This is a genomic window from Streptomyces sp. SID13726 (assembly GCF_010548375.1).
Classification (GTDB): domain Bacteria; phylum Actinomycetota; class Actinomycetes; order Streptomycetales; family Streptomycetaceae; genus Streptomyces.
This window is the reverse complement of sequence record NZ_JAAGLY010000037.1, coordinates 1-23,075: the sequence shown is the minus strand read 5'-3', so window position 1 is coordinate 23,075 and position 23,075 is coordinate 1. Positions and strand designations below refer to the sequence as shown.

Annotated in this window: 20 protein-coding genes, 1 tRNA gene and 1 other RNA gene; 13 read left to right on the top strand and 9 right to left on the bottom strand. The window is 70.8% G+C overall.

What is annotated here, in order from left to right; genetic code table 11:
- The first annotated feature begins 103 nt into the window (after positions 1 to 103).
- The gene (locus tag G3I78_RS44180; protein ID WP_239158408.1) at positions 104 to 1,663 is read left to right on the top strand and encodes a helicase HerA-like domain-containing protein; all 1,560 of its coding nucleotides are present in this window, start codon (positions 104 to 106) and stop codon (positions 1,661 to 1,663) included.
- 190 nt (positions 1,664 to 1,853) lie between these two features.
- Here G3I78_RS44180 and G3I78_RS44175 read toward each other — a convergent pair whose 3' ends face one another.
- The 4 genes from G3I78_RS44175 to G3I78_RS44160 form a co-directional block, all read right to left on the bottom strand.
- Positions 1,854 to 2,174, bottom strand: coding sequence for a hypothetical protein (locus tag G3I78_RS44175; RefSeq protein WP_164435681.1), 321 nt, complete (start codon positions 2,172 to 2,174; stop codon positions 1,854 to 1,856).
- A gap of 490 nt (positions 2,175 to 2,664) precedes the next feature.
- Complete coding sequence (locus G3I78_RS44170; protein ID WP_164435679.1) at positions 2,665 to 3,330, bottom strand: HdeD family acid-resistance protein; 666 nt, start codon at positions 3,328 to 3,330, stop codon at positions 2,665 to 2,667.
- Between the two features lie 110 nt (positions 3,331 to 3,440).
- Positions 3,441 to 4,028 (bottom strand): HhH-GPD-type base excision DNA repair protein, encoded by a 588-nt coding sequence (locus G3I78_RS44165; RefSeq protein WP_164435677.1) that lies wholly within the window; start codon positions 4,026 to 4,028, stop codon positions 3,441 to 3,443.
- 33 nt (positions 4,029 to 4,061) lie between these two features.
- A complete protein-coding gene (locus tag G3I78_RS44160; RefSeq protein WP_164435741.1) occupies positions 4,062 to 4,799 on the bottom strand; it encodes a siderophore-interacting protein in 738 nt (245 codons plus the stop codon).
- Positions 4,800 to 4,878: 79 nt separating this feature from the next.
- Between G3I78_RS44160 and G3I78_RS44155 the strand changes: the two genes are divergently transcribed.
- The 5 genes from G3I78_RS44155 to G3I78_RS44135 all read left to right on the top strand — a co-directional run bounded on the left by G3I78_RS44155 (position 4,879) and on the right by G3I78_RS44135 (position 10,946).
- Positions 4,879 to 7,086, top strand: coding sequence for a penicillin acylase family protein (locus tag G3I78_RS44155; protein WP_164435675.1), 2,208 nt, complete (start codon positions 4,879 to 4,881; stop codon positions 7,084 to 7,086).
- A complete protein-coding gene (locus G3I78_RS44150) occupies positions 7,086 to 7,700 on the top strand; it encodes a GNAT family N-acetyltransferase (RefSeq protein ID WP_164435673.1) in 615 nt (204 codons plus the stop codon). The genes G3I78_RS44155 and G3I78_RS44150 overlap by 1 nt, the downstream gene beginning before the upstream one ends.
- Positions 7,690 to 8,157: a cupin domain-containing protein gene (locus G3I78_RS44145; RefSeq protein WP_164435671.1), complete on the top strand. Its 468-nt coding sequence runs from the start codon at positions 7,690 to 7,692 to the stop codon at positions 8,155 to 8,157. The genes G3I78_RS44150 and G3I78_RS44145 overlap by 11 nt, the downstream gene beginning before the upstream one ends.
- On the top strand, positions 8,154 to 8,906 hold the full coding sequence (locus G3I78_RS44140; protein ID WP_164435669.1) for a glucose 1-dehydrogenase: 753 nt from the start codon (positions 8,154 to 8,156) through the stop codon (positions 8,904 to 8,906). The genes G3I78_RS44145 and G3I78_RS44140 overlap by 4 nt, the downstream gene beginning before the upstream one ends.
- A 165-nt stretch (positions 8,907 to 9,071) precedes the next feature.
- Positions 9,072 to 10,946 (top strand): copper resistance protein CopC/CopD, encoded by a 1,875-nt coding sequence (locus G3I78_RS44135; RefSeq protein ID WP_164435667.1) that lies wholly within the window; start codon positions 9,072 to 9,074, stop codon positions 10,944 to 10,946.
- Here G3I78_RS44135 and G3I78_RS44130 read toward each other — a convergent pair.
- Positions 10,930 to 11,466 (bottom strand): DUF72 domain-containing protein, encoded by a 537-nt coding sequence (locus tag G3I78_RS44130; protein WP_164435665.1) that lies wholly within the window; start codon positions 11,464 to 11,466, stop codon positions 10,930 to 10,932. The genes G3I78_RS44135 and G3I78_RS44130 overlap by 17 nt on opposite strands.
- Positions 11,467 to 11,496: 30 nt before the next feature.
- Here G3I78_RS44130 and G3I78_RS44125 point away from each other — a divergent pair, with 30 nt between their 5' ends.
- Positions 11,497 to 12,276 carry an SDR family oxidoreductase gene (locus tag G3I78_RS44125; RefSeq protein ID WP_164435663.1) on the top strand — a complete coding sequence of 260 codons (780 nt, stop codon included), beginning with the start codon at positions 11,497 to 11,499 and terminating at the stop codon, positions 12,274 to 12,276.
- A gap of 53 nt (positions 12,277 to 12,329) precedes the next feature.
- Here the strand turns inward: G3I78_RS44125 and G3I78_RS44120 are convergent, their stop codons facing one another.
- A complete protein-coding gene (locus G3I78_RS44120) occupies positions 12,330 to 13,061 on the bottom strand; it encodes a DUF4232 domain-containing protein (RefSeq protein WP_164435661.1) in 732 nt (243 codons plus the stop codon).
- A 202-nt stretch (positions 13,062 to 13,263) separates the two neighbouring features.
- Here G3I78_RS44120 and G3I78_RS44115 point away from each other — a divergent pair, with 202 nt between their 5' ends.
- The 3 genes from G3I78_RS44115 to G3I78_RS44105 all read left to right on the top strand — a co-directional run bounded on the left by G3I78_RS44115 (position 13,264) and on the right by G3I78_RS44105 (position 17,409).
- Positions 13,264 to 15,021: an alkaline phosphatase D family protein gene (locus G3I78_RS44115; protein ID WP_164435739.1), complete on the top strand. Its 1,758-nt coding sequence runs from the start codon at positions 13,264 to 13,266 to the stop codon at positions 15,019 to 15,021.
- 14 nt (positions 15,022 to 15,035) lie between these two features.
- Entirely contained in the window at positions 15,036 to 16,688 is a 1,653-nt protein-coding gene (locus G3I78_RS44110) for a VCBS repeat-containing protein (RefSeq protein ID WP_164435659.1), read from the top strand.
- A 226-nt stretch (positions 16,689 to 16,914) separates the two neighbouring features.
- Positions 16,915 to 17,409 (top strand): hypothetical protein, encoded by a 495-nt coding sequence (locus G3I78_RS44105; RefSeq protein WP_164435657.1) that lies wholly within the window; start codon positions 16,915 to 16,917, stop codon positions 17,407 to 17,409.
- 26 nt (positions 17,410 to 17,435) lie between these two features.
- On the opposite strand, the gene G3I78_RS44100 is transcribed toward G3I78_RS44105, so the two are convergent.
- Positions 17,436 to 18,437, bottom strand: a complete 1,002-nt coding sequence (locus G3I78_RS44100; RefSeq protein WP_164435655.1) for a hypothetical protein — start codon at positions 18,435 to 18,437, stop codon at positions 17,436 to 17,438.
- A gap of 524 nt (positions 18,438 to 18,961) precedes the next feature.
- On the opposite strand from G3I78_RS44100, the gene G3I78_RS44095 reads away from it, so the two are divergent.
- Complete coding sequence (locus G3I78_RS44095; protein ID WP_164435653.1) at positions 18,962 to 19,489, top strand: hypothetical protein; 528 nt, start codon at positions 18,962 to 18,964, stop codon at positions 19,487 to 19,489.
- 160 nt (positions 19,490 to 19,649) lie between these two features.
- Here the strand turns inward: G3I78_RS44095 and G3I78_RS44090 are convergent, their stop codons facing one another.
- Complete coding sequence (locus tag G3I78_RS44090; RefSeq protein WP_164435651.1) at positions 19,650 to 21,071, bottom strand: ATP-binding protein; 1,422 nt, start codon at positions 21,069 to 21,071, stop codon at positions 19,650 to 19,652.
- 256 nt (positions 21,072 to 21,327) lie between these two features.
- Positions 21,328 to 21,415, bottom strand: a tRNA-Ser gene (locus G3I78_RS44085).
- Between the two features lie 72 nt (positions 21,416 to 21,487).
- On the opposite strand from G3I78_RS44085, the gene ffs reads away from it, so the two are divergent.
- Positions 21,488 to 21,586: signal recognition particle sRNA small type (gene ffs, locus G3I78_RS44080), an RNA gene on the top strand.
- A gap of 62 nt (positions 21,587 to 21,648) precedes the next feature.
- Positions 21,649 to 23,075: DNA polymerase III subunit gamma and tau (locus tag G3I78_RS44075; RefSeq protein WP_164435649.1), on the top strand; the 1,427-nt coding region annotated here is incomplete at its 3' end.

Genomic DNA, 23,075 nt, shown 5'->3' with positions numbered 1-23,075 from the left:
AGCAATAAAACGTGCATAACGGGAGCAGGGGTCTGCCATGAGTGAGCGAGAAGGCGGGGCTGGGGGCGTGTCGAGGGGTCCCGCGGGAACTGCCGACCGTTCCATGCCGGAGGCAAAACCCGGCTCGGCGGCCCTGCCGCGCGAGGCCCTGGAGATCGCCTCGGGCTACGCCTTCACCGGACCCGCGCTCGATCTGGGCGCGCTCCTGTGGGACGGCGCCTGTCTGCCGGACGTTCAGGTCAGGATCCCCCTGCCGATGCTCAACCGGCACGGGCTCGTCGCCGGCGCCACCGGTACCGGCAAGACCAAGACCCTCCAGCTCATCGCCGAGCAGCTCTCCGCCCAGGGCGTTCCGGTCTTCCTCGCGGACATCAAGGGGGATGTGTCGGGGGTCGCCGCGCCCGGTACGGAGAACGAGAAAGTGCAGGCCAGGGCTGCCGACGTACAGCAGCAGTGGGTGGCCACCGGGTTCCCCGCCGAGTTCTACGCCCTCGGTGGGATCGGGCACGGCATTCCCGTGCGGGCCACCGTCACCAGCTTCGGGCCCGTGCTGCTGTCGAAGGTGCTCCAGCTCAACCAGACCCAGGAGCAGTCCCTCGGGCTGATCTTCCACTACGCCGATCAGAAAGGGCTGGAACTCGTCGATCTCAAGGACCTCCGGGCGGTCGTCGCCTTCCTGACCTCCGACGAGGGCAAGGCCGAGCTGAAGAACATCGGCGGCCTCTCCACCGCCACGGCCGGGGTGATCCTGCGGTCCCTCACCGCCTTCGAGGCGCAGGGCATGGCCGGCTTCTTCGGGGAGCCGGAGTTCGACACCGGTGAGCTGCTGCGGACGGCGGAGGACGGGCGCGGGCTCGTCTCCGTCCTCGAACTGGCCGCCGTACAGGACCGGCCGCAGCTCTTCTCGACCTTCCTGATGTGGCTGCTCGCCGACCTGTTCCACGATCTGCCGGAGGTCGGGGACGCCGACAAGCCGAAGCTCGTCTTCTTCTTCGACGAGGCGCATCTGCTCTTCAACGACGCCTCGAAGGCGTTCCTCGACGCCATCACGCAGACCGTCCGGCTGATTCGCTCGAAAGGGGTCGGCGTCTTCTTCGTCACGCAGACCCCGAAGGACGTACCCGGCGACGTGCTCGCCCAGCTCGGCAACCGGGTCCAGCACGCGCTGCGGGCCTTCACGCCCGACGACCAGAAGGCGTTGAAGGCCACGGTCAAGACCTTCCCCAACTCCGCCTACGACCTGGAGGAGCTGCTCACCGGGCTCGGGACGGGCGAGGCGGTCGTCACCGTGCTGAGCGAGAAGGGCGCCCCGACACCGGTCGCCGCGACCCGCTTGCGGGCGCCCGAGTCCCTCATGGGGCCGATCGACGCCGCCGCCCTCGACTCCGCGGTCGAGTCCTCTTCGCTGTACGGGCGTTACGCACAGGCTGTGGACAGAGAGTCGGCCTACGAGAAGCTCAACGCCAGGCCCTCGCGGGAGGCGCCCCCGCCGGCAAAGGAACAGCAGGCTCCCAGGGCGCAGAAAGCTCCCAAGGGGGATCCCTCCGTGGTCGAACAGGTCGTGGGCAGCGGCATGTTCAAGTCCCTCGCGCGCTCACTCGGCACGCAGATCGGGCGGGAGATCACCCGCTCGGTCTTCGGTACGGCCCGGAGGAGGCGGTAGGCCCGCCCCCTCCGGTGGATCAGCCGCGCTTCGGTTCCTTCACCGGCGACTTCCGGTCCTGGTGCTGCGGTTTCGGTGTGCTGCGTGCCGCCTCCGCGCGCAGCAGGGCGCGCAGGACCGCGTACGGGTCGATGGGCATGACGGTGTTCCTTGCCTCGTGCTGGGTGACTGGCCTCGGAAGCGGGCTCCGTCAGCAGCGCAGGACCACGGAACGCAGGGCGGGCAGCGCGTACGGCTGCCGCGGCGGCGCGGGATGAGGGCGGGCCTCAGGGGCGGCGGGCGGTGCCGTGTCCCGTCGTGGGGCGGGGCGCGACGGTACGGCCGTCCGGTGTGCGGCACGGGCCGGTGGCCGCAGCGCCGTGTCCAGGACGTCGTACTCGACGATCTCGCCGGCCGCGACGGGCGGCGCCGCGTGCGTATGGACGGGCGCGCCCGGTACCAGGAGGGCCAGGAGCAGCACGACCGCACGCAGCCACGCGTGGCTGCGAGAAAGGCGTCGTACGGTGCTCACCCAGGTCGTCTCCCCGTCCGACGCGCCTGGTTCATCACTTCGGCCGTGGGATTCACCCGGTCGTAGCAGCGATTGCCGAGAGCGGGTGGAGCCGGCGGCGGGTGCTCTTCGGAGCGCGAGAGACGGCTCAGCGGGTCCACGGACAGCCGCAGCGCCGTCGGCCGGGCGCGGCTGCCGTGCGAATACTGCTACGACCGCGCCCGCACGGAGGTCGTACGGCGCGGCGAACACGATCGCGTTCACCCCGCGTGGAGGACCCGGGGACGCTCGTGCCGTAGCAGGAAGCCGCTCGCTCTCACACTGCCCGCTGACCCACACGCATTGCTCGCCGAACACCGGCGCCCTCACGCTGCCTCGTGAACCCGGGCAGCCCTAATGCGCGGCGATCACCGGCCCGCTCGCCCCCACGGCACGAGCCCGACTCCCTCTACGGCGTCTGCTGAGCACGGCCGTCCCACAACGCCCGCCAACCCGCGCCCCCCCATGGCCCTCACACCTCCCGCGGCACCCCGTCGGCCCGCCCCCTGATACTCAGCGCCGTGACGATCTCGACCACCCCCACCACGACCAGCCAGATGCCCCCGACCAGCGTCAGGACGGCCACCGACTCGAAGGGGGAGTCGATCAGGACGATGCCGGCGATGAAGGTGAGGGCGCCGAGGAAGATCTGCCAGCCTCGGGCCGGCATGGAGTGGTCGGACGCGGCGGCGAGGGTCTGGGTGATGCCGCGGATCAGCCAGCCGATGCCGATCCACAGGGCGAGCAGGAGGATCGAGCGCATGGGGCCGCGCAGGCAGAACAGGCCCAGCAGGATCGACAGCGCGCCACTGATGAAGGCGAGGACGCGCAATGCCGTGGACTTGTGGGTGCCGAAGGCCGCGATCAGCTGGAAGACGCCGCTGATCAGGAGGTAGACGCCGAAGAGGACACCCGCCGCGAGGAGGGACGCGCCGGGCCAGACCAGGACCAGGACGCCCAGGATCAGGGAGGCGACACCGGTGAGCAGGACGACCTGCCAGGCGGCCCGGGCGAGGGTGTGCAGGGGACCCTCGAAGGGCGGTTCGGGAGCGGCGGGCGGGGACGTGCCCGGCGGGTGGCCCGCGTGGGCCCTGCGGTCGTCGGTACGGTCGTCGAAGCGGTCGTCGAACTCGGTCATGATCCATGCTGCGACCGGCGTCCGCGCCCCTGCCACCCGGGGCGGGCCACCCGGCTGACCACGGTCACACGGTCACATGGCCACCCGGCCGACCAGGACTCCTCAGCCCGCTACGACTTCCCCGCCGCCTTCGCCGCCGCCTTCATCTCCTGCTTGTGTGCGCGGACCTTGGTCAGTGACTCGGGGCCGGTGATGTCGGCGACGGAGCGGAAGGACTTCGGTTCGCCGTAGGCGCCCGCGGCCTCTCGCCAGCCCTTCGGCTGCACGCCGAGCTGCTTGCCGAGCAGGGCCAGGAAGATCTGGGCCTTCTGCTTGCCGAAGCCCGGCAGTTCCTGGAGGCGGCGCAGCAGTTCGCGGCCGTCCTCGACGCCCTTCCAGACCAGTTCGGCCCGGCCGTCGTAGTGCTCGACGAGGTACTGGCACAGCTGCTGGATCCGCTTGGCCATCGAGCCGGGGTAGCGGTGCACGGCCGGCTTCTCGGAGAGCAGCGCGGCGAAGGCCTCCGGGTCCTGCGCGGCGATCTCGTGCGCGTCGAGGTCGTCGGCGCCGAGCCGGTCCGCGATGGTGCGGGGTCCCTTGAACGCCCACTCCATCGGAACCTGCTGGTCCAGCAGCATCCCGACCAGCGCGGCGAGCGGGGAGCGGCCGAGGAGCTCGTCGGCCTCGGGGTCCTGGGCGAGGTGCAGGGTGACGTCCATGACCCCGATCATGCCCCCGTCGGCGGCACCCCTCTACCGGGAGCCCGTGGGCTGGTCCCTCCAGTAGCCGAGCGCGTTCACCCGCTCCTTGGGGACACCGAGGTCCTTGCGGACGTACGACGAGAGGGTGCGGGTCGTCCTCGTGTCGCAGGCGATCCAGACGTACGCGTCCGGGTGGGCCCTGAGCAACTCCGGCAGGTCCGCCTTCGCCTGGGCGACCAGATGCGCGCCGGAGTCGAGCCGCAGGACCCGGCGGACCTCGTGGCGGGACGGGTCGGTGCGGAAGGGGAGGTCCTCGCCGCCGCCCTCGAACCAGACGGTCGCCGGGGACGAGTCCAGGGCGCCGAGGAGGGAGTTGAGGGCGGGCAGGGAGGCCGGGTCGCCGAAGGCGAGGACGTGGGAGGGCTCGGGGTCGGGGCGGTCGAAGCCGGTGCCGTGGACCGTGGCCTCGATGGTGTCGCCGGGCTTCGCCGTGCGGGCCCAGTCGCTGGCCACGCCGTCGTGCAGCGCGAACTCCAGGGTGAAGGTGCCCGCCTCGGGGTCCGGGTCGACCAGGGTGTAGGCGCGCTGGTGGGGCTTGCCCGCGGCGGCGAACCAGAGGCGGACCCACATGGTCGGGTGGACGCCGGTGACGGCCAGCATCCCGCCGTCGGTGAAGCGCACCCGGCGGTACTCGTCGGTGACGTCCTCGCCGCCCGTCACCGTGAACTCGAAGTCCTTCGCCCGCAGCAGTCGGAGGACCGCGCCCTCCCAGCCGTGCCCCTGCCCCATGGTCTCTTCACCCTTCACGTACGATTCCCACACCAAGCGAACTTAGGTAAGCCTAACTTAAATGGAAGCGGGTCCGAGGGTGAGCATCGAGATCTACCGCGACGCCTGGGGGATACCCCACCTCCGCGCGGACGGCGCTCGTGAACTCGCCCGTGCCCAGGGCCGGGTCACCGCCCGCGACCGGGCCTGGCAGCTGGAGGTCGAACGGCACCGCGCGCAGGGCACCTCGGCCGCGTTCCTCGGCGCCGGGGCGCTGTCCTGGGACACCCTCGCGAGACGGGTCCGCCTCGACGACACCGCGAGACGGTGCTTCCGAGCGCTGGAGAGACGGGACCCGGAGACGGCCGACTGGGTCCGGGCGTACGTCGACGGGGTCAACGACGAGCTGCCGGGCACCGAGGCCCCCGAGTTCGCGCGGGCCGGTCTCGCCCCCGGGCGCTGGGAGCCCTGGACCCCGCTCGGCGTCTGGCTCGCCGTCCACCTCCTCTTCGCGGGCTTCCCGGCCAAGCTCTGGCGGGAGGAGGCGATACGGCACCTGGGCCCGGAGTCGGTCGGCCTGTTCGCCACCGACGGCCCCGGCACCTCCGGCAGCAACGGCTGGCTGCTCGCCGGCGCCCGCACCACCAGCGGCCACGCCCTGCTCGCCGGCGACCCGCACCGCTACATCGAGGACCCCGGCGTCTACCAGCAGATCCGCCTGTCCTGCCCCGAGTTCGACGTCGTCGGCCTCGCCGTCCCCGGCATCCCCGGCATCGCCCACTTCGGCCACACCGGCGCGGTCGCCTGGTCCATCACCAACGCCATGGCCGACTACCAGGACCTCTACCGCGAACGCCTGCGCCGCACGGGCGCCGGGGTGGAGGCCCTGGGCCCGGACGGCCTCTGGCACCGGGCCACCCGCCACACGGAGACGATCGAGATCGCGGGCGAGCCCCCGGTCGAGGTCGAGATCATCGAGACCGAGCGCGGCCCGGTGATCGTGGGCGGACCCGAGGGACTGGACGGGGGAGTGCTGCTGGAGGAGGGGACTGCCGGGGCGGGGGCGGCCAGGACGGGAACCGCCCGGACGCAGACGGCCAGAACCAGGACTCCCGACGACACCTCGCCGGACACCCGCACCACCGCACACCCCGCCCCCGACACCCCCCTCCCCTTCCGCCTTGCCCTCTCCCTCCGCCACCCGCCCCGAGTCACCGAAGACCTCGGCTTCAGTGCCCTCCTCCCCCTGCTGCGCGCCCGCGAAGTCGCCGACGTGGACCGGGCGTTCGAGCTGTGGGCCGAGCCCGTGAACGTCGTGCAGGCCGCCGACACGGAGGGCGGGCTGCTGCACCGGGTCGCGGGGTACGTGCCGGTGCGGGACGAGGCCAACCGGACGCGGCTCGTGCCCGCCTGGGAGCCCGGGCACGAGTGGCGGGGGCGGCACACGACCCCGCGGGCCGGGCTCGTCGACGGTGTCGCCGTGATGGCGAACCAGCGCGGCCCCGCCACCCCGCTCGGCGTCGAGTTCGCCCCGCCGCACCGGGCGGACCGTATCGCCGGACTGCTGGCGGAGAAGGAGCGCTGGTCGCCCGCCGACATGCCGTCGATCCACACGGACACCCATCTCGCCTCCGCCCAGCCCCTGTTGGACCGGGCCACGGCCCTGGACGACCTGAGCCCCGGGGCCGCCGCCGTCAGGGACACCCTTCGGCACTGGGACCGCCGCATGGACGCGAGCAGTCACGAGGCCGCGCTCTACGCCGCGGTACGCGGTGCGGTCGTACGGCGGCTCGCAGCGCACCCCGCGTTCGCCGCGCTGGCCGACCCGCCCGCCTACCCCGATGTCCTGCTCCCCTGGCTCGGCCTGGTCCCCCGTATCGCCTTCGCGCTCGAACACCTGCTGCGCGCCGAGGAGTTGTACGGCATCGACCGGGACGGGACCGTGCGGGAGGCGCTGGAGGAGGTCGCCGCCGAGCCGCCGCGAGGTGTCTGGGGGGACACCCATCGCCTCGCCGCCTGGCGGGCGTTGCCCGACGCGGACCGTGAACTCCCCGCCCTCTCCGGCGATCACGACTGCGTCCTGTGCACCTCCGCCGTGCCCGGACTCACCGATCTCGCCGCGCGCGGCCCGGCCGCCCGTTACGTCTGGGACCTGGCCCGCCGCGAGGACAGCCTCTGGGTGGTCCCGATGGGCGCCTCGGGCCTGCCCGGCTCCGCCCACCACCACGACCAACTCCCCCTGTGGCTCAGGGGAGAGCTCGCCCCGGTCGTCACCGACTGGCGGCAACTGACCAAGGAAGGAATCTGATGCCCGGCAGCACCACCACCCGCGAAGCCGTCCACACCCAGACCGTCCACGGCTTCGGCACCGTCCGCGTCCTGCGCCTCGACCCGCACGCCGACGCCGCCACCGTGCACGCCTGGGTGAGTGAGGAACGGGCCGCCTTCTGGGGCATGAACGGCCTCACCGAGGACCAAGTCACCGAGGTCTACGCCCACTTGGACACCCTCGACACCCACCACGCCTACCTGCTGGAGAAGGACGGCGAACCGGTCGGGCTGCTCCAGACCTACGACCCGGAGGCCGACCGGGTCAGCGAGTGCTACGAGGTCCGCCCCGGCGACATCGGCGTCCACCTGCTGCTCGCCCCCACCGCTCCCGGCGCCGCGCGTCCCGGCTGGTCGTCGGCGCTGCTGGGCGCGGTGGCCTCGTACGTCCTGCTCGGCCTGGACCGCCGACGGGTCGTGGTCGATCCCGACGTGCGCAACGACAGGGCGGTGGCCCGTTTCCTCAAGCAGGGCTTCACGGCCGGGCCCCGGGTGGTCCTGCCGGAGATCGACCTGCCGGACGTCCGGCTGCCCGAGAAACACGCCCAACTGGCCTTTCTCACCCGGGAGGTAGCCTTCCCGGGTGACGCCTGACGACCTCGTCGCCCACTACGGACTGGAACCGATCCCGCGTGAGGGCGGGCTGTTCCGGCAGACCTGGGCGGGTCCGGAGCGGGCCGACGGCAGACCGCACGGCACGGCGATCGTCGCGCTCCTGACCGCGGACGACTACTCCGCCCTGCACCGCCTCCCCAGCGACGAGATCTGGCACCACTACCTCGGCGACCCCCTGGACCTGCTGCTCCTCGCCCCGGACGGCACCGCGACGGCCGCCGTCCTGGGCCCGGACATACGCGGTGGCCAGCACCCCCAGTTCACCGTGCCGGCGGGCACCTGGATGGGGGCCAGGACCCGGGGCGCGTGGACCTTCTTCGGCTGCACCATGGCGCCCGGCTTCACCTACGCGGACTACGAGCACGGGGACGCGCGCACGCTGACGGCGCGTTATCCGGCCGAGGCCGACCGGATCGCGGGACTGTGCCGCCCATGAGACTCCTGGAGGGCCGGGTCGCCCTGGTCACGGGCGCGGGCGGCGGCATCGGGCGGGGGATCGCGCTGCGGTTCGCCGAGGAGGGCGCCGCGGTCGCGCTGCACTGCCGTACGGCGGTGGCGGCGGCGCGCGAGACGGCGGCCCGGATCGAGGAGACGGGCGCCCGGGCCGTCGTACTGGAAGCGGATCTGCGGGACGAGGAGCAGTGCCGGCGGCTGGTCCGTGCGGCCGCCGAGTGGGGCGGCGGGCTGACCGCGCTGGTCAACAACGCGGGGGTGCAGCCCGTGCGGCCGCTGCCCGGGATGCCGGCGGCCGAGTGGCGGGCGGTCGTGGACACCAACCTGACCGCTGTCTTCGCGTGCACCCAGGCGGCGGCCGAGCTCATGGCGCCGGGCGGTTCCGTGACGCACATCGCGTCGATCGAGGCGGGGCATCCCGCGCCCGGGCACGCCCACTACTCGGCGTCCAAGGCCGCCGTGGTGGCGCACGCGCGGGCGGCGGCCCTGGAGTACGGCGACCGGGGCATCCGCGTGAACACGGTCTCACCAGGGCTGATCGACCGGGAGGGCCTGGCGCGGGACTGGCCGGAGGGCGTGGCGCGGTGGACCGGCGCGGCGCCCCTGGGGCGGCTCGGCAGCCCGCAGGACGTGGCCGACGCCTGTGTGTTCCTGGCCTCGCCGCTCGCGTCCTGGATCACCGGGCACGACCTGGTGGTGGACGGCGGGGTGTCCGCCCGGCCCACGTGGTGAGCGCCGCGGGGCCCGCGTCCGTACCTATCGGGAAGACTGCTCGGAAAGACCGGTCGGAGGCAGACCGCTCGGGAAGACCGCGAACCCCAGGTACGGAGTAGCGACGTGAGGTGTCAGCGTGCAGGCAGCAGCACAGGCCGGCGAAGGCGAGGACTTCAAGGGCTGGTGCTGCTGGGCACCATGCTGGTCCTGCTCGTCCTCGGCTCGGGAACGGCGTCGGCCCACGCGGCCCTCCGCGCCACCGACCCCGAGGACGGCAGCGTCCTCAAGTCCGCCCCCCGCGCCGTCACCCTGACCTTCACCGAGTCCGTCGGCCTGCTCGACGACTCCTTCCGGATCCTGGACCCGGACGGCAAACGCCTGAAGATCGGCGACGCCGGACACGGCGCGGGCGGTTCCGACACGGCCAGCGTCGCCCTGCCGGCCAAGCTCGCGCAGGGCACCTACACCGTGGCCTGGCGGGTCGTCTCGGCCGACAGCCACCCGGTCTCCGGCGCCTTCACCTTCTCGGTCGGCAAACCTTCCCCGGCCCCGGTCGCCGTGAACACCGGCCCCACCGAGGACCCGGCCACCGAGAGCCTCTACAACATGGGCCGCTACCTGGCCTATCTCTCCGCGGCCCTGCTCATCGGCGCCGCCGTCTTCCTCACCGTCTGCCGCCCCCCGGAACCCGGCCGGCTGCGCAGGCTCCTGTGGACCGGCTGGGGCGTCCTGCTCGGCTCGACCCTGTTCCTGCTGGTGCTGCGCGCGCCCTACGAGGCGGGGACGGGCCCCGGTGACGCCTTCTCGGCGAGCGGCTTCCAGCGCACCCTGACGACCCGCCCGGGCGAGGCGCTCCTGGTCCGGGCCGCGCTGCTGCTGGCCGGGTACTTCTTCGTCGTACGACTGCTGCGGCTCGGCGAGTCCCGGCTGTCCCGCGCGTGGCAGGCGGCGGGCGGGGTGCTCGCCGTGGGTCTCGCGCTGACCTGGGCCGCCGCCGAGCACGCCTCCGCCGGTATCCAGGTGCCGGTGGCGATGACGTCCGCGGTGCTGCACGTGCTGTCCATGGCGGTCTGGCTGGGCGGCCTCGCGGCCCTGCTCACCACGTTGTTCCGGGCCTCGGCGGAGATCCCGGCCACCGTCGTCACCCGCTTCTCCCGGCTGGCCTTCGCCTCCGTGACCGTCCTCGTCGTCACCGGCGTCTACCAGTCCTGGCGCGGCCTCGGCTCCTGGAGCGGCCTGACCGGCACGACGTACGGCCGCCTGCTGATCCTCAAGCTGTTCGCGGTGACCCTGCTGCTCGTGGCGGCGGGGCTGTCGCGACAGTGGACGGCTCGGCTGGCGGGGAGGGGGACGGCCGCTGCGGGAACGGCCGGAGCGGGAATCTCCGGTGCGGGAATTTCCGGTGCGGGAATTTCCGGTGCGGAGAAGGTCGTGCAGGGGACGGCCGTACGGGAGAAGGTGCGGGAGTCGGTCGGGGGGCCTCCGGCCGCCTCGGCATCGGCACCGGACCCGGAGCCGAACCCGGACCCGGACCCGGAACCCGTCGTGTCGGCGAGCGGACCCGAGGACCCCGGCGCGTACCGGCGTGGTCTGCGGCGGTCCGTTCTCGCCGAGGTGGGGATCGGGGTCGTGGTGCTGGTGATCAGCACCGTGCTCAGCGGCACGCTGCCCGGGCGGGCGGCCGCGCAGGCGGTCGAGGCGGGGTCGACGGGCGGTGTCCAGACCGCCTCCGTGACCAACGTGCCCTTCGCGGTGGGGTCGGCGCAGGGCCGGGTACAGATCACCATCGACCCGGCGCGCACCGGCGAGAACTCGATCCAGGCCATCGTCTTCGCCGCCGACGGCGGTCTCGCCACGGTCCCCGAACTGAAGATGTCCTTCACCCTCCCGGCCAAGGACATCGGCCCGATCGACGCCGAGGTGAAGAACCAGGGCGGCTACTGGGGCACCAGTTCGCTGACCCTGCCCCTCGCGGGCGACTGGCAGATGAAGACGACCATCAGGGTGTCGGACGTCGACCAGGTCAGCGTGACGAAGACGGTCACGATCGTGGGCTGAGCAGGCAGGACATGGTCTCGGCGGCCGTCCCGCAGCAGTTGTCGAACAGGACGTGCACCTCGTCGACCCGCTCGGCCAGGGTCCGCAACCGCGGTACCCACTCGGCGAGTTCGGCCCGCCGGTAGCCGTACCGGAAGCGCTGGACCATGTCGACGGCCACGGCGGCGAGACCGTGCCTGCCCAGCAGCGCCCCGGTGTGGTCCCGCCGGGGCCCCTCCCACCAGGACCCAGGACGGGTGCCGGAACTCCACCTGGACCGGCCGGCCGCCGTGCGCTCCGCGGTCTCCGCGGTCTCCGCCAGGAACCGTTCCGCCCGCGCCCCCGGCCGGAACCACGGCGGGAACTGGAACAGCACCCCGCCGAGCCGCCCGGCCGCCCGCAGGGACTCGATCCCGGCGGCGAACCGCTCCGCGTAGTACCTGAGCCGCCCCTCCGCGTCCCGCCGCCCGTGCGGGTACCAGCCGCTGCGGACGAGCGCGGGATCGGTCCAGGAGCAGGTGCCGACGAGGATCGAGGTCATGGCGTCCGGGTACCGACTTAGGGTGCGGACATGACCTCGCGGGCGTATCTCTCCGAACTGTTCTCGCTGGACGGGCGCGTGGCCCTGGTGACCGGGGGCAGTTCCGGCATCGGCAGGGCCGTCGCGGGGGCGCTGGCCCGGGCCGGGGCGAGCGTGGTGGTCGTGGCCCGCAGGGAGGCGGAACTCACCGACACCGTCGACGAGTTGACGGCCGCCGGGTGCCGGGCGGCCTGGGTGAGCGGGGACTTGGGCAGCCGGGACGGGGTGCGGGCGGCGGCGGAGGCGGCGGCCGCGGTGTTCGGCGAGCCCGACATCCTGGTCAACTCCGCGGGGATCAACCTGCGTCCGCCGATGGGCGAGCTGACCGACGAGGTGTGGGACACCACCATGGCGGTCAACCTGGAGGCCCCCTTCCTGCTCGGCCGGCGCTTCGGACCCGGCATGGCCGAGCGCGGCTTCGGGCGGATCATCCACATCAGCTCCCAGCAGGCCCACCGCGCCTTCGTGCAGAGCGGGGCCTACGGCGTCTCCAAGGGCGGCCTGGAGTCCCTCGCGCGGTCACAGGCCGAGGCCTGGTCGCCGTACGGCGTCACCTGCAACACGCTGGTGCCGGGTTTCGTGATGACCCCGCTGAACGCCCGGCTCGCCTCCGACCCGGAGAAGGTGGCCGCCCTCGCCGCCCGCACCCTGACCGGGCGCAACGGTCTCGCCGAGGACTTCGCGGGGGCCGCGGTCTTCCTGGCGAGCGGGGCGTCGGGCTATGTCACGGGGCAGTCGGTCTTCGTGGACGGGGGGTTGTCGGTGCACTGATGTCTCCGCGCACCGCCTGCGCACCGTCGCCTGCGCACCTCCCGCGCACTTGCCTACGCGCGGGCGAACTCCGTCACCTTGACCCCGGTGTCGCAGATGTGGACCGCCCGCTTCTCGCCGCCGCTCGTGAAGGCGGGCGTCAGCGGCCGGGACTCGCCGGGCGGGACGACGTCGAGGCCGGAGATCGGGTCGCACTCGTCGAGGCTCGTGAAGGTGAGGACGGCGGAAGCGGAGGCTCCGGGGGCGAGGGTCACCTTCGCCGCGTCGTCGGCCGAACCGTCCCAGGTGACCGGGAGTTCGACCCGGCCGCTCTCGCCGAGGAAGAGCAGCGAGGGGAAGCCGCGGACCGTGCAGGAACCGCTCCCCTTGTTGGTCAGCACGACCGTGGCCCTGCCCGTCCCGGTGCCGACCGCCTTGGCCGTCAGGTTCTTCGTACGGCAGCGGTCGGCGGCGGGGGTGGGGAGGTCACCGGCCCCGAACAGCACGCCGGGCGACGAGGAGGACGTACCGCTGCCGCTCCCGCCGTCGGTCCCGCCGGTGGTCGAGGAACCACCGTTGTCCGAGGCACCGCCGGACACCTCTCCGTCCTGGGAGCCGTCGGTCTCGAAGCCGCCCGCGGCCGTCGCGCCCGAAGAGGAGGCGGACGTATCGCCGGACGAGGAAGCGGAAGCGGAACCGGTCGTGCGCCCCGAACCGCCCTCGGCGTCGGAGGACGACGACGAGGAGCACGCGGCCGCTCCGGTGAGCAGCAGGACCGCGACTACGGACATCAGTGGTCGGCGCATGGCTCCTGCCGGTTGTTCGAACGAATTGACGGACCGAGTCCCGTAACTGTGAGGGTATTGCATAGACTCCTCGCCGATCACGTTCACCGGCGCTGCGCAGCGCACCGCTTTTGGGGGGAAGGGCAGGCCTGTGCACCCGAGCGACGACCAGACCGGCACGGCCGGTACCACCGGTACTACCGACACCGGAGGCACCACCGGCATCCGCCGTAGACGGTTCCTCGGCGCGGGCGCGGCCACCCTCGGAGCGGCCGGCGCGGTCACGGCCGGACAGCTGCTGAGCGGCAACGCCTCCGCCTCGGTGGGCCCCTCCACCGCCACGGCCGGACCGGGCACCGCGGTCAGCGGCACGGTCTTCAAGCTGGGCGTGGCCTCCGGCGACCCGCTGCCCACCGCGATCGTGCTGTGGACCCGGGTCACCCCCTCGAACCCCGGCAGCTCCGGCATCCTGCCGCCCACCGTCCCGGTGAGCTGGGAGCTTGCCTCGGACAGCGGCTTCACCAAGGTCCTCAAGAGCGGCACCGTCAACGCGAGCGCCACTCTCGGCTACAGCGTCCACGTGGACGTCACGGGCCTGACCGCGGCCACCGACTACTGGTACCGGTTCAAGGCGCTGGGCCGCACCTCCCGCACCGGCCGCACCCGCACCGCCCCGGCCGCCGGAAGCAGCCCGGAGAAGGTGCGGATCGCCCTCGCGTCCTGCCAGAACTACGCGCACGGCTACTTCACCGTCTACCAGGACATGGTCAAGCAGAAGCCGGACCTGGTGCTGTTCGTCGGCGACTACATCTACGAGAGCCCCGCGTACTCCTACCGCGTCCGCCGCCACGAGGGCTCCGGCTCGCCGGTCACGCTCGCCCAGTACCGGGCCCGCCACGAGCAGTACGGCTCCGACCCCGACCTCCAGGCGATGCGCGCCGCGGCCCCCTTCGTCGTGGTCTACGACGACCACGAGGTCGAGCAGGACTGGGCGGGCGACACCGCCAACGACCCGGTGGCCTGGCCCAGGGACAAGTTCCTGGCCCGCCGCGCGGCCGCCTTCCAGGCGTACTACGAGCACATGCCGATCCGCACCGCGCAGAAGCCCAGCGGCCCGGACGTGCGCATGTACCGCTCGCTCGACTTCGGCACCCTGGCCCGGCTGCACGTCCTGGACACCCGGCAGTACCGCGACGACCAGGCGACCACGCAGGCGGGCGCCCTGGAGACCGGCCGGGTCATCATGGGCGACACCCAGAGGAACTGGCTGGTCAACAGCGCGCGCACGTCGGGCAGACGGTGGAACCTCGTCGCCTCCCAGGTGATGATGGCCGAGACCGACGTCCTGGCAGGCGAGGGCAAGGAGTGGTTCTACGACGCCTGGGACGGCTACCAGGTCGAACGCAACTCCCTGCTCGCGGAGTTCCAGGACGTCCGCAACCCGGTGGTGCTCTCCGGCGACCGGCACCGCACCATCGTCAGCGACCTCAAGCTGGACTTCGACGACCCCGACTCGGCCGTCGTCGGCGCGGAGTTCGTCGGCACCTCCATCTCCAGCAACGGCGACGAGGACCTGGAGGCCTTCGCCGCCGAATGGGCGCCCAAGCTGGCGGACAACCCGCACTGGAAGATGATCGACGCCCGCCGCGGCTATCTGCTCCTCGACATCAGCTCGGGCGGTATAGACGCGCAGTTGCGGACCATCTCCACGGTGTCGACGAGGACCGGCACGACCGGCGTCGCCGCGACCTTCCGGGTCGAGGACGGAGTGCCCGGCGTGCACCAGGTGGGCGTGGAGACGACGGCGACGGCCACGGAGCCGACCGGGAGCGAGAGCCCCACGAGTCCGAGCACGAGCACGAGCCCGGCTTCCGATGAGAGCACCGAGCCGTCCGCGACCCCGACCCCGACGGACGCGGCCACCACCACGGAGGCCCCCTCCGCCACCGAGCCGGTGACCGACGTCACCGCCACCCCCTGACCCCGGGAGAGAACGTGTTCACCACCCGATCCCGGCGCGAGGGGAGCCACAGACACCGGCGCCCCCTCGCCGTGAAGGTGTCCGCGCTGGCCGGCGCGGCCGCGGTGGTCGCGGCGGGCGTCTTCGTGGCCCTGCCCGGCGACGCGGACGCGATCGCCCCGGCCCGCGGCGACTTCGACGGCGACGGCACCTCCGACCTCGTCTACCGCAATGTCGCGGGGCAGTTGTACGTCAACACCGGCTCGGCCGAGACGATGGCCCTCGACTCGGACGTGGCCAAGGTCAAGGACGTCCTCACCCCGGGCGACCTCGACGGCGACGGCGTCCAGGACATCCTCACCCTCAGCCCGAGCGGGGTGCTCTCCTTCCACCCCGGCATCTACGCGCGCGTGCCCAGCGGCCTGGGTTCCCGCCGTACGGTCGCCACCGGCTGGCAGTCCTACAACAAGGTGGCCGCGCCGGGCGACATGAACGCCGACGGCAAGGCCGACCTGCTGGCCCGCACCCCGACCGGCACCCTCTACTACTACCCGGGCAAGGGCGACGGCTCCTTCGGCGGCCGCGTGAAGATCGGCACCGGCTGGCAGCAGTACGACGAACTCATCGGCGCCGGCGACCTCAACGGCGACGGCATCGGCGACCTGCTGGCCCGCACCCCGGCCGGCGCGCTCTACCGCTACTTCGGCAAGAAGGGCGGCACCTTCGGCGCCAAGGCCAAGAACTCCAGGACGGAGTGGGCCTCGTACAACCAGATCATCGGCGGCGGCGACTGGGACGGCAACGGCAAGGCCGACCTGCTGGCCCGGGACTTCTCCGGCAACCTGTGGTTCTACGCGGGCAACGGCAGCGGCGACTTCGCGTCCCGCTCCGCCCGCAGCAAGGGCTGGGGGAAGGCCACCCAGTTCGCGGGCGCGGGCAACAACCCGCAGTTCGGCAAGTTCGGGATCATGGCCCGCACCTCCGCCGGGAACGTCTACAGCTACGAGGTCACCGGCACCGGCACCCTCACCAACAAGCTCCTGGTCGGCGGCGCCTGGCCGTCCTCCAGTACCCGGCTCGCCTACGCCTCCGCGCTGCGCGAGAACGGCCTGGCCGACCTCGTCGTCCACTCGGTCAGCGGCGGCAAGCTGACCAACCCGGCGTTCTACGCCCTCTCCGACCCGCTGCTCGCCGCCGGCTCCACCACCTACAACCGGATCGTCGGCCCCGGTGACGTGACCGGCGACGGCAAGGGCGACCTGCTCGCCGTGACCAGTTCCGGCACGCTCTATCTCTACGCGGGCACCGGCTCCGGCATGTCCGTCGCGGGGCGCGTCAAGCTCGGCACCGGCTGGCAGCAGTACAACGCCCTGGTCGGCGCGGGTGACTACACCGGCGACGGCCGCCCCGACCTGCTGGCCCGCGACAAGTCCGGCACCCTGTGGCGCTACGCGGGCACCGGCACCGCCTCCAAGCCCTTCGGCGCCCGCGTGAAGATCGGCACCGGCTGGCAGCAGTACAACAAGCTGTTCTCCCCCGGCGACGCCAACGGCGACGGCAAGGCCGACCTGATGACCACGAACTCCTCCGGCGCCCTGTACTTCTACGCGGGCACCGGCACCGGCACCTTCAAGGCCCGCTCAGCGAAGGCGACCAGCGGCTGGACGGGGTGGGCGGACCTGCTCTGACGGGGGTTTGTGAAGCGGTGAGTGGAGCGAGTGACGGTTCCGCACGTATGACGCGTCGTCGTCGGCCCGCCTCTGAAACCAAGGCGCCCGGAGCAGCGTCTTGAGGTACAAGACCGGGAGAACGTACTCGAGTTGCGCCATCTCGGCCCTGTCTGGACGTAACCAGAGAGGACGACCCGAAGTGGCACACCGAAACGGCTCCCGTTCCCGAGGCGCGGCCCCGCTGATGATCGCGGCGGCGCTTGCCCTCCTGACGAGCTGCACTGCACTGAACGCGGCTCAAACACCCTCTTCGTCTGCGTCGGCATCGCCGGGACACACTACGGCCGGAGCCCCCGTCAGGCCCGCCGCCTGCCGGTCTCTGCCGGTATCCCCCACCACCAAGTCGAACGTCACAGCCGCCTACCGCACCGAGGCCCAACCACCCCTCACCCACATCACCCCGGTCAAGGGCACGTTCTACTACGGCAGTTGCGATGGCACCTTCTATGCCGGAACCCGCTTCCAACTCACCCCGGGCAGCACGCCGGCGGAACAGGTCGCCCTCCAGGACGACGGGGCGGCGATGAAGTACTTCGTCGAACGCCCCGGGTCTGCTTGGAGCTACCTGGCCAGCGACGGCTTCCCGGCCGACCCCCAGGGCTGCGCCGCGATCCCTCAGATCCCAGCCCGCCTGGCGGTCCTGTGGGACGACTGTCGGTCTTCCGTGGCACAACAGTGACTTCGCCTGTTGTTGGCAGCAGCGCCCTACTGGCCGTCCCGTTTTCCGCCGACGTGAGATGCGCCATTTTCTACGTCATCGGGGTGCACGATGGAGTCGTGGATTCCCAAGGCGTGCATGAGAGATTTGACTGACACCACCCTGCTGTTGCCGCTCCAGAGCACCCCGAATGGCAATGTTCCCTTTTGAGTCATCTTTGAAACTTGTGACTCCGAAAGATCAAAGATTCTGGCAGCATCGCTGAAGCCGATGTACTGCGGAAGAATTTCTGAGATTCGATAGTAGAGATTCTTCCCGTCCACCCATACTCGCCCCATCTGTGAAGGAGTGATGACGGGAGAAGGCTTCTCATTCCGGCGGCCACTGCGAATTTTTTCGTGATGGGCTTCGACGTGACTCATGACCCCCATTCGTTGCAGCAGGGCTCCTAGGCATTCCCCTCGAATCCTCTCATTGGCGTCCGGATCCCGCACCGAACTGGCGTCAATGATCGACGAGGCGCATAGAGCAGAGCCCTCCTCGTGCGTGGCATTGGCAACCAAATCCGCCGCGTTCGTCCCACATGTCTCCGCACTCGGTGCCTCCACCAGGGCGCGTGCAGCGGTAAACGCGCGATCCAGCATGACGTCCAGGAGCTTCTTGGCTGGCATGCCGCCCGCCAGAGAGAACCACGTCTCAAGAGCGGATTCCATCATCGTGGACCTGATGTCGGAGACATCGTAACGCCATTTTCGCGCCAGATCCTTCGGCCACCCCCGAAAGTAAGGGGTGAGAAGATCCAGCAGAACCATCAACCATTTTTCCCGCTCCCGTTGATTTCCCTCTCTTGCCAATGTTCCGACCGACTCCCACAGTCGCAGGCTGGCGACAGATTTCGATCGTCCGAGTCGGACTTTTTTCCGCAGAACCTGATATGTTGGATGGCTCTTGATGGCGCACACTTGAACATCGCCGACATGCGTACAGACAGGCTCCTCGCCGCAGTCGCGGAGAAATCGTTCAGTGATGAGAGCGAAGACGTCAAGCATGGTTTTCCTCTCGCGCCACCGGATTCGACACGGGAAAAATCATGAGCCATGTGGTCGCGCTTCGGGGATTTCCGCAGGAATCCATCCCTCATCGAGTGAAATATGTTTGGTGACGCGCGATATAAGGCATGTGCGCAGCTGCTTCTGATCTGTCGGGTCGGCACAGGGCCCGTGTCATCGCCGAGGCATGATCCGGTCCGAAGCCCACCGGCCTCCGGCCCAGCCGAAGACAAGGACGAGGGCCTACCTCGCCCTGTCCACCTAGGTAGACAGGGAGTGGACGGCGAACGCCGCTCAGCGGTGCTGAGTGAGGGACTGTACGGACTGAAATGAACTCGGCTTGTCGGCATTGGAGAAGGAGCCGGAATGGCAACGCCGCACCCGTCGCCTCCTCCGCCCGTGCCGGACTCGTCGAGTCCGGCTGCCGAGCCGCTACTGAGCCTGCGCGCTGTTGAGGTGGCCGGTGTGCATGGCAGGATCCTTGGATGAATCATTCACCCAGCTCTGGCGAGGTCGTATCGACGGTGGCCACCAGCGCCGGAATGCTTGCCCTTTGGGACCCGCAACGTTTCACCGGCATCGTTGACTACGACACCTGGGACACGCAGCTCGGGGAGGACGAGGACGTCGAGCGACATATCCAGGCTGGTGCTTTGGTCCCCATCAATATCCGGAGTGACGGGTGTTTTGGAGTGGTGGTCCGCATGGGGCGGGTCGATCAGCCTGCCCTACTGACCGAACGGGAGAGCAGACACTGCCTCGTCGCTTCGGATGCCTATCTTCTTCGTTCCTCGGGGCAGGTGTGCCTCAGTGGCATCGAGGCTGTGCAGGGCGAAGCTTGGCCTGAGACCGTCCGGTTCGACCTGCCGGTAGGCCGCCACTCGGTGTTCATTCACCTGATCGCGTGGCAAGACGAGCCCGGCAGCGCCAACGAAGACGGGGCTCCATCCGAGAGAGCTCTCTCCGACTTCGTGGTCGTCGTCAACCCCGTTGTCCCCGGACAGGACATGTTCCGCTCCGCAGTGGAGACTTTCGTCCGTCCCGGAGACTGACCGTTGTCAAGGTCAACTAACAACCGGACCTAGGGAGCGCCGGTCTGAGGAGCGGACGCTGCGGGTCACTCGGCACCCACGAGTGCTCCTTTTGTCGCCTACAACGTCCGAGCGATCCCGAACCAAGTGGGCCCGGACCCCGAGCTGTCCGACACCTCCCTCATGCCCTGCGCCAAGCGCTGATCAGTTCCTCGGGCCCATACGCCGCCTGAAGGCCGGAGCAGTCGACCCCGCTGCGGGACACGGCCACGAGGGGTACGGGTGCGTCGGTGATCGCCGCCCGGTGTTTCTGCAGTGCGGCCAGGTCGTGGTTGTCGAAGGCGGAATTCTCCAGCCACTTGATCGAGCCGACGAAGAGCAACTCCTTGGCCACCGGCTGCCGGTCGGCGCCCACCAGGTCGATCTCGACGTCGTTGCTGCGAGTCCAGTACCCGCCGATCGCCGGGGCGGCGGGCAGGAGACCGTCCGGGAGGAGACGGGCGAGGGATTCCCGGACCAGAGGCTCGATCGCGCGGCCACGCCAGCTCGTCCAGCGCTCCTTGATCCGGCCCAGCGTGAGATCTCCCCGCATCCGCTCGATCTCCGCCATGTGCGGGCCCAGGAAAGCGAGCCAGAACCGCAGGTAGGGGTCGGCGACCCGGTAACGCCGTTCCTTGGACGGCCGTAGCGAGAGCGGCAGTTCGGCCGCCACCACCCTCTTCTCCGTCAGGACGTCGGTGGCCCGGGTGAGAGTGGTGTGGGCGATGCCGCCGGCCGCCCGGGCGATGTTGGTGAAGGTCCGCTCCCCGGCCCCGATGGCCCGCAGGACCTCCCTGCTCATCGCCTGCGGCGGGAACTCCGCGGCCAGCGAACGCTCGGCGGAGACCAGCAGCGCCGAGATCGGGTTGTCCAGCGAATCACGGAGGAACTCCCAGACATCCGCACCGGCCCGCCACTCGGCACAGATGAGAGGGAGTCCTCCCGTGATCAGAGCGGCATCGAACGCAGCCGTCGGCGACAGCCCGAGCATCTCGCCGATGTCGGCCGGATTCAGGGGCCCCACGACCATTTCCCGCCCGCGCTGATGGAAGGGCCGGTCGTAGCTGTCCAACGCCTCCATCATCGACAGGTCGGACCCGACCAGCAGGAACAGCACCGGCTTACGACTGAGCAGCCGGTCCCAGGCCCTCTGGAGCATGCCCTCGAAGGCGTCGATACGGTCCATGAGATACGGAACCTCATCGATGACGACCACGCTCGGCCTGTCGTCGGGAAGAACTTCGGCGAGCAGCCTGAACGCCGCGTTCCACTGCCCGGGGGCCTCCTCGGAGAACAACTCCCGTCCCGGCAGAGACGACGTGGCGACGGCATCGAGCAACTCCTCCAGCTCCTCCTCCGCCGTGCCACCCGCCGCTGTGAAGAAGACGTACGGCACCTCGGACCGCCCCAGGAACTCCTCGACAAGACTGGACTTACCAACCCGCCGCCGCCCCCGCATCAGAACGCACTGCCCCGGCTTCACCGCCCCGACGGCATCACCGACAGCCTGCAAGGCGTTGCCGAGCACGGCCAGCTCGCGGTCCCGGCCGATGAAGCGGCGCATGTAAGCCTCCCGGTGGCAATGGTATCGCTACCGATACTATTGCCACCGATACCATCTGTCCCGACGGACGGCACGTGCACAGCAGGCTCCGGAGCGCGGCGGCGCGCATCGAGCACGGCCCGGAACATCGCCGTAGTCCTCCGGGAATCCTGGAACCACCCGTTGTGGACAAGAACCAGGACAACGAGATCTGAGGACAACGTCGAACGGCCCCACCTTGCGGTGGGGCCCTTCGACATCGTGCCCGGTGAGGCACTGGCGGAGGATACGAGATTCGAACTCGTGAGGGGTTGCCCCCAACACGCTTTCCAAGCGTGCGCCCTAGGCCTCTAGGCGAATCCTCCGCCGCAAACAATACAAGACGTTGAGGAGTGCTCGCGAACTCGTTCCCGCCCCCTGGCATCGGGTACTGTTTGGGCAGCCCCTCACGCGGCGCTATCTGACTGAACTCCCCCAGGGCCGGAAGGCAGCAAGGGTAGGTTGGCTCTGGCGGGTGCGTGGGGGGCGTTTGCGTTCCCGGCCCTGGCGGAGGGCTCGCGGGGCCTGGTTGTCAGTGGGCGCCTATAACCTCGTATGCGTGTCGTCTCTCGCGCTGTACCGCCGTTATCGCCCGGAGTCGTTCGCCGAGGTCATCGGGCAGGAGCATGTCACCGACCCGTTGCAGCAGGCGCTGCGCAACAACCGGGTCAATCACGCGTACCTGTTCAGCGGTCCGCGCGGGTGTGGCAAGACGACCAGCGCGCGGATCCTGGCCCGGTGCCTGAACTGCGAGCAGGGGCCCACGCCCACGCCGTGCGGGGAGTGCCTGTCCTGTCGGGACCTCGCGCGCAACGGGCCGGGTTCCATCGACGTCATCGAGATCGACGCCGCTTCCCACGGTGGTGTGGACGACGCCCGTGAGCTGCGTGAGAAGGCCTTCTTCGGGCCCGCGAGCAGTCGCTACAAGATCTACATCATCGACGAGGCCCACATGGTCACGTCGGCCGGGTTCAACGCGCTGCTGAAGGTCGTCGAGGAGCCCCCGGAGCACCTCAAGTTCATCTTCGCCACCACCGAGCCCGAGAAGGTCATCGGGACCATCCGGTCGCGGACCCACCACTACCCCTTCCGGCTCGTGCCGCCCGGCACCCTGCGCGAGTACCTCGGCGAGGTGTGCGGCAAGGAGAACATCCCCGTCGAGGACGGCGTGCTGCCGCTCGTCGTGCGGTCCGGTCAGGGCTCCGTGCGTGACTCCATGTCCGTCATGGACCAGCTCCTCGCCGGCGCGCGTGAGGAGGGTGTGACCTATGCCATGGCCACCTCCCTCCTCGGCTACACCGACGGGTCGCTGCTCGACTCCGTCGTCGAGGCCTTCGCCACCGGTGACGGCGCCGCCGCGTTCGAGGTCGTCGACCGTGTCATCGAGGGCGGCAACGACCCGCGCCGCTTCGTCGCCGACCTGCTGGAGCGGCTGCGGGATCTCGTCATCCTGGCTGCCGTTCCCGACGCCGCCGAGAAGGGGCTCATCGACGCCCCCGCCGACGTCATCGAGCGCATGCAGGCCCAGGCCGGCACCTTCGGCGCCGCCGAGCTCAGCCGCGCCGCCGACCTCGTCAACGAAGGCCTCACCGAGATGCGCGGCGCCACCTCGCCCCGTCTCCAGCTGGAGCTCATCTGCGCGCGCGTGATGCTCCCCGCCGCCTATGGCGACGAGCGCTCAGTGATGGCCCGCCTCGACCGCATCGAGCGGGGCGTGAACTTCTCGGCCGACGGCGGCGCCCCCGCGATGGGGTACGTGCCCGGGCCGGAGACCGCGGCGCACGGCGGAGCCGCCCTGCCGTCCGGGCCGGGCGCGCCCATGTCCGCCCCACCCGGCCTCGCCTCGCCCCCGGTCCCGCCCGGCGGCGGCCCGGCTGCGGCGTGCGCGGCGGTCCGGGCCTCGGGCGGGGGCGCACCGAGCAACGCCGGTCCCGGTAGCGCTGGCCCCGGCGGATTCCCCGGCGCTACGACCACCTCGGCGCCGCC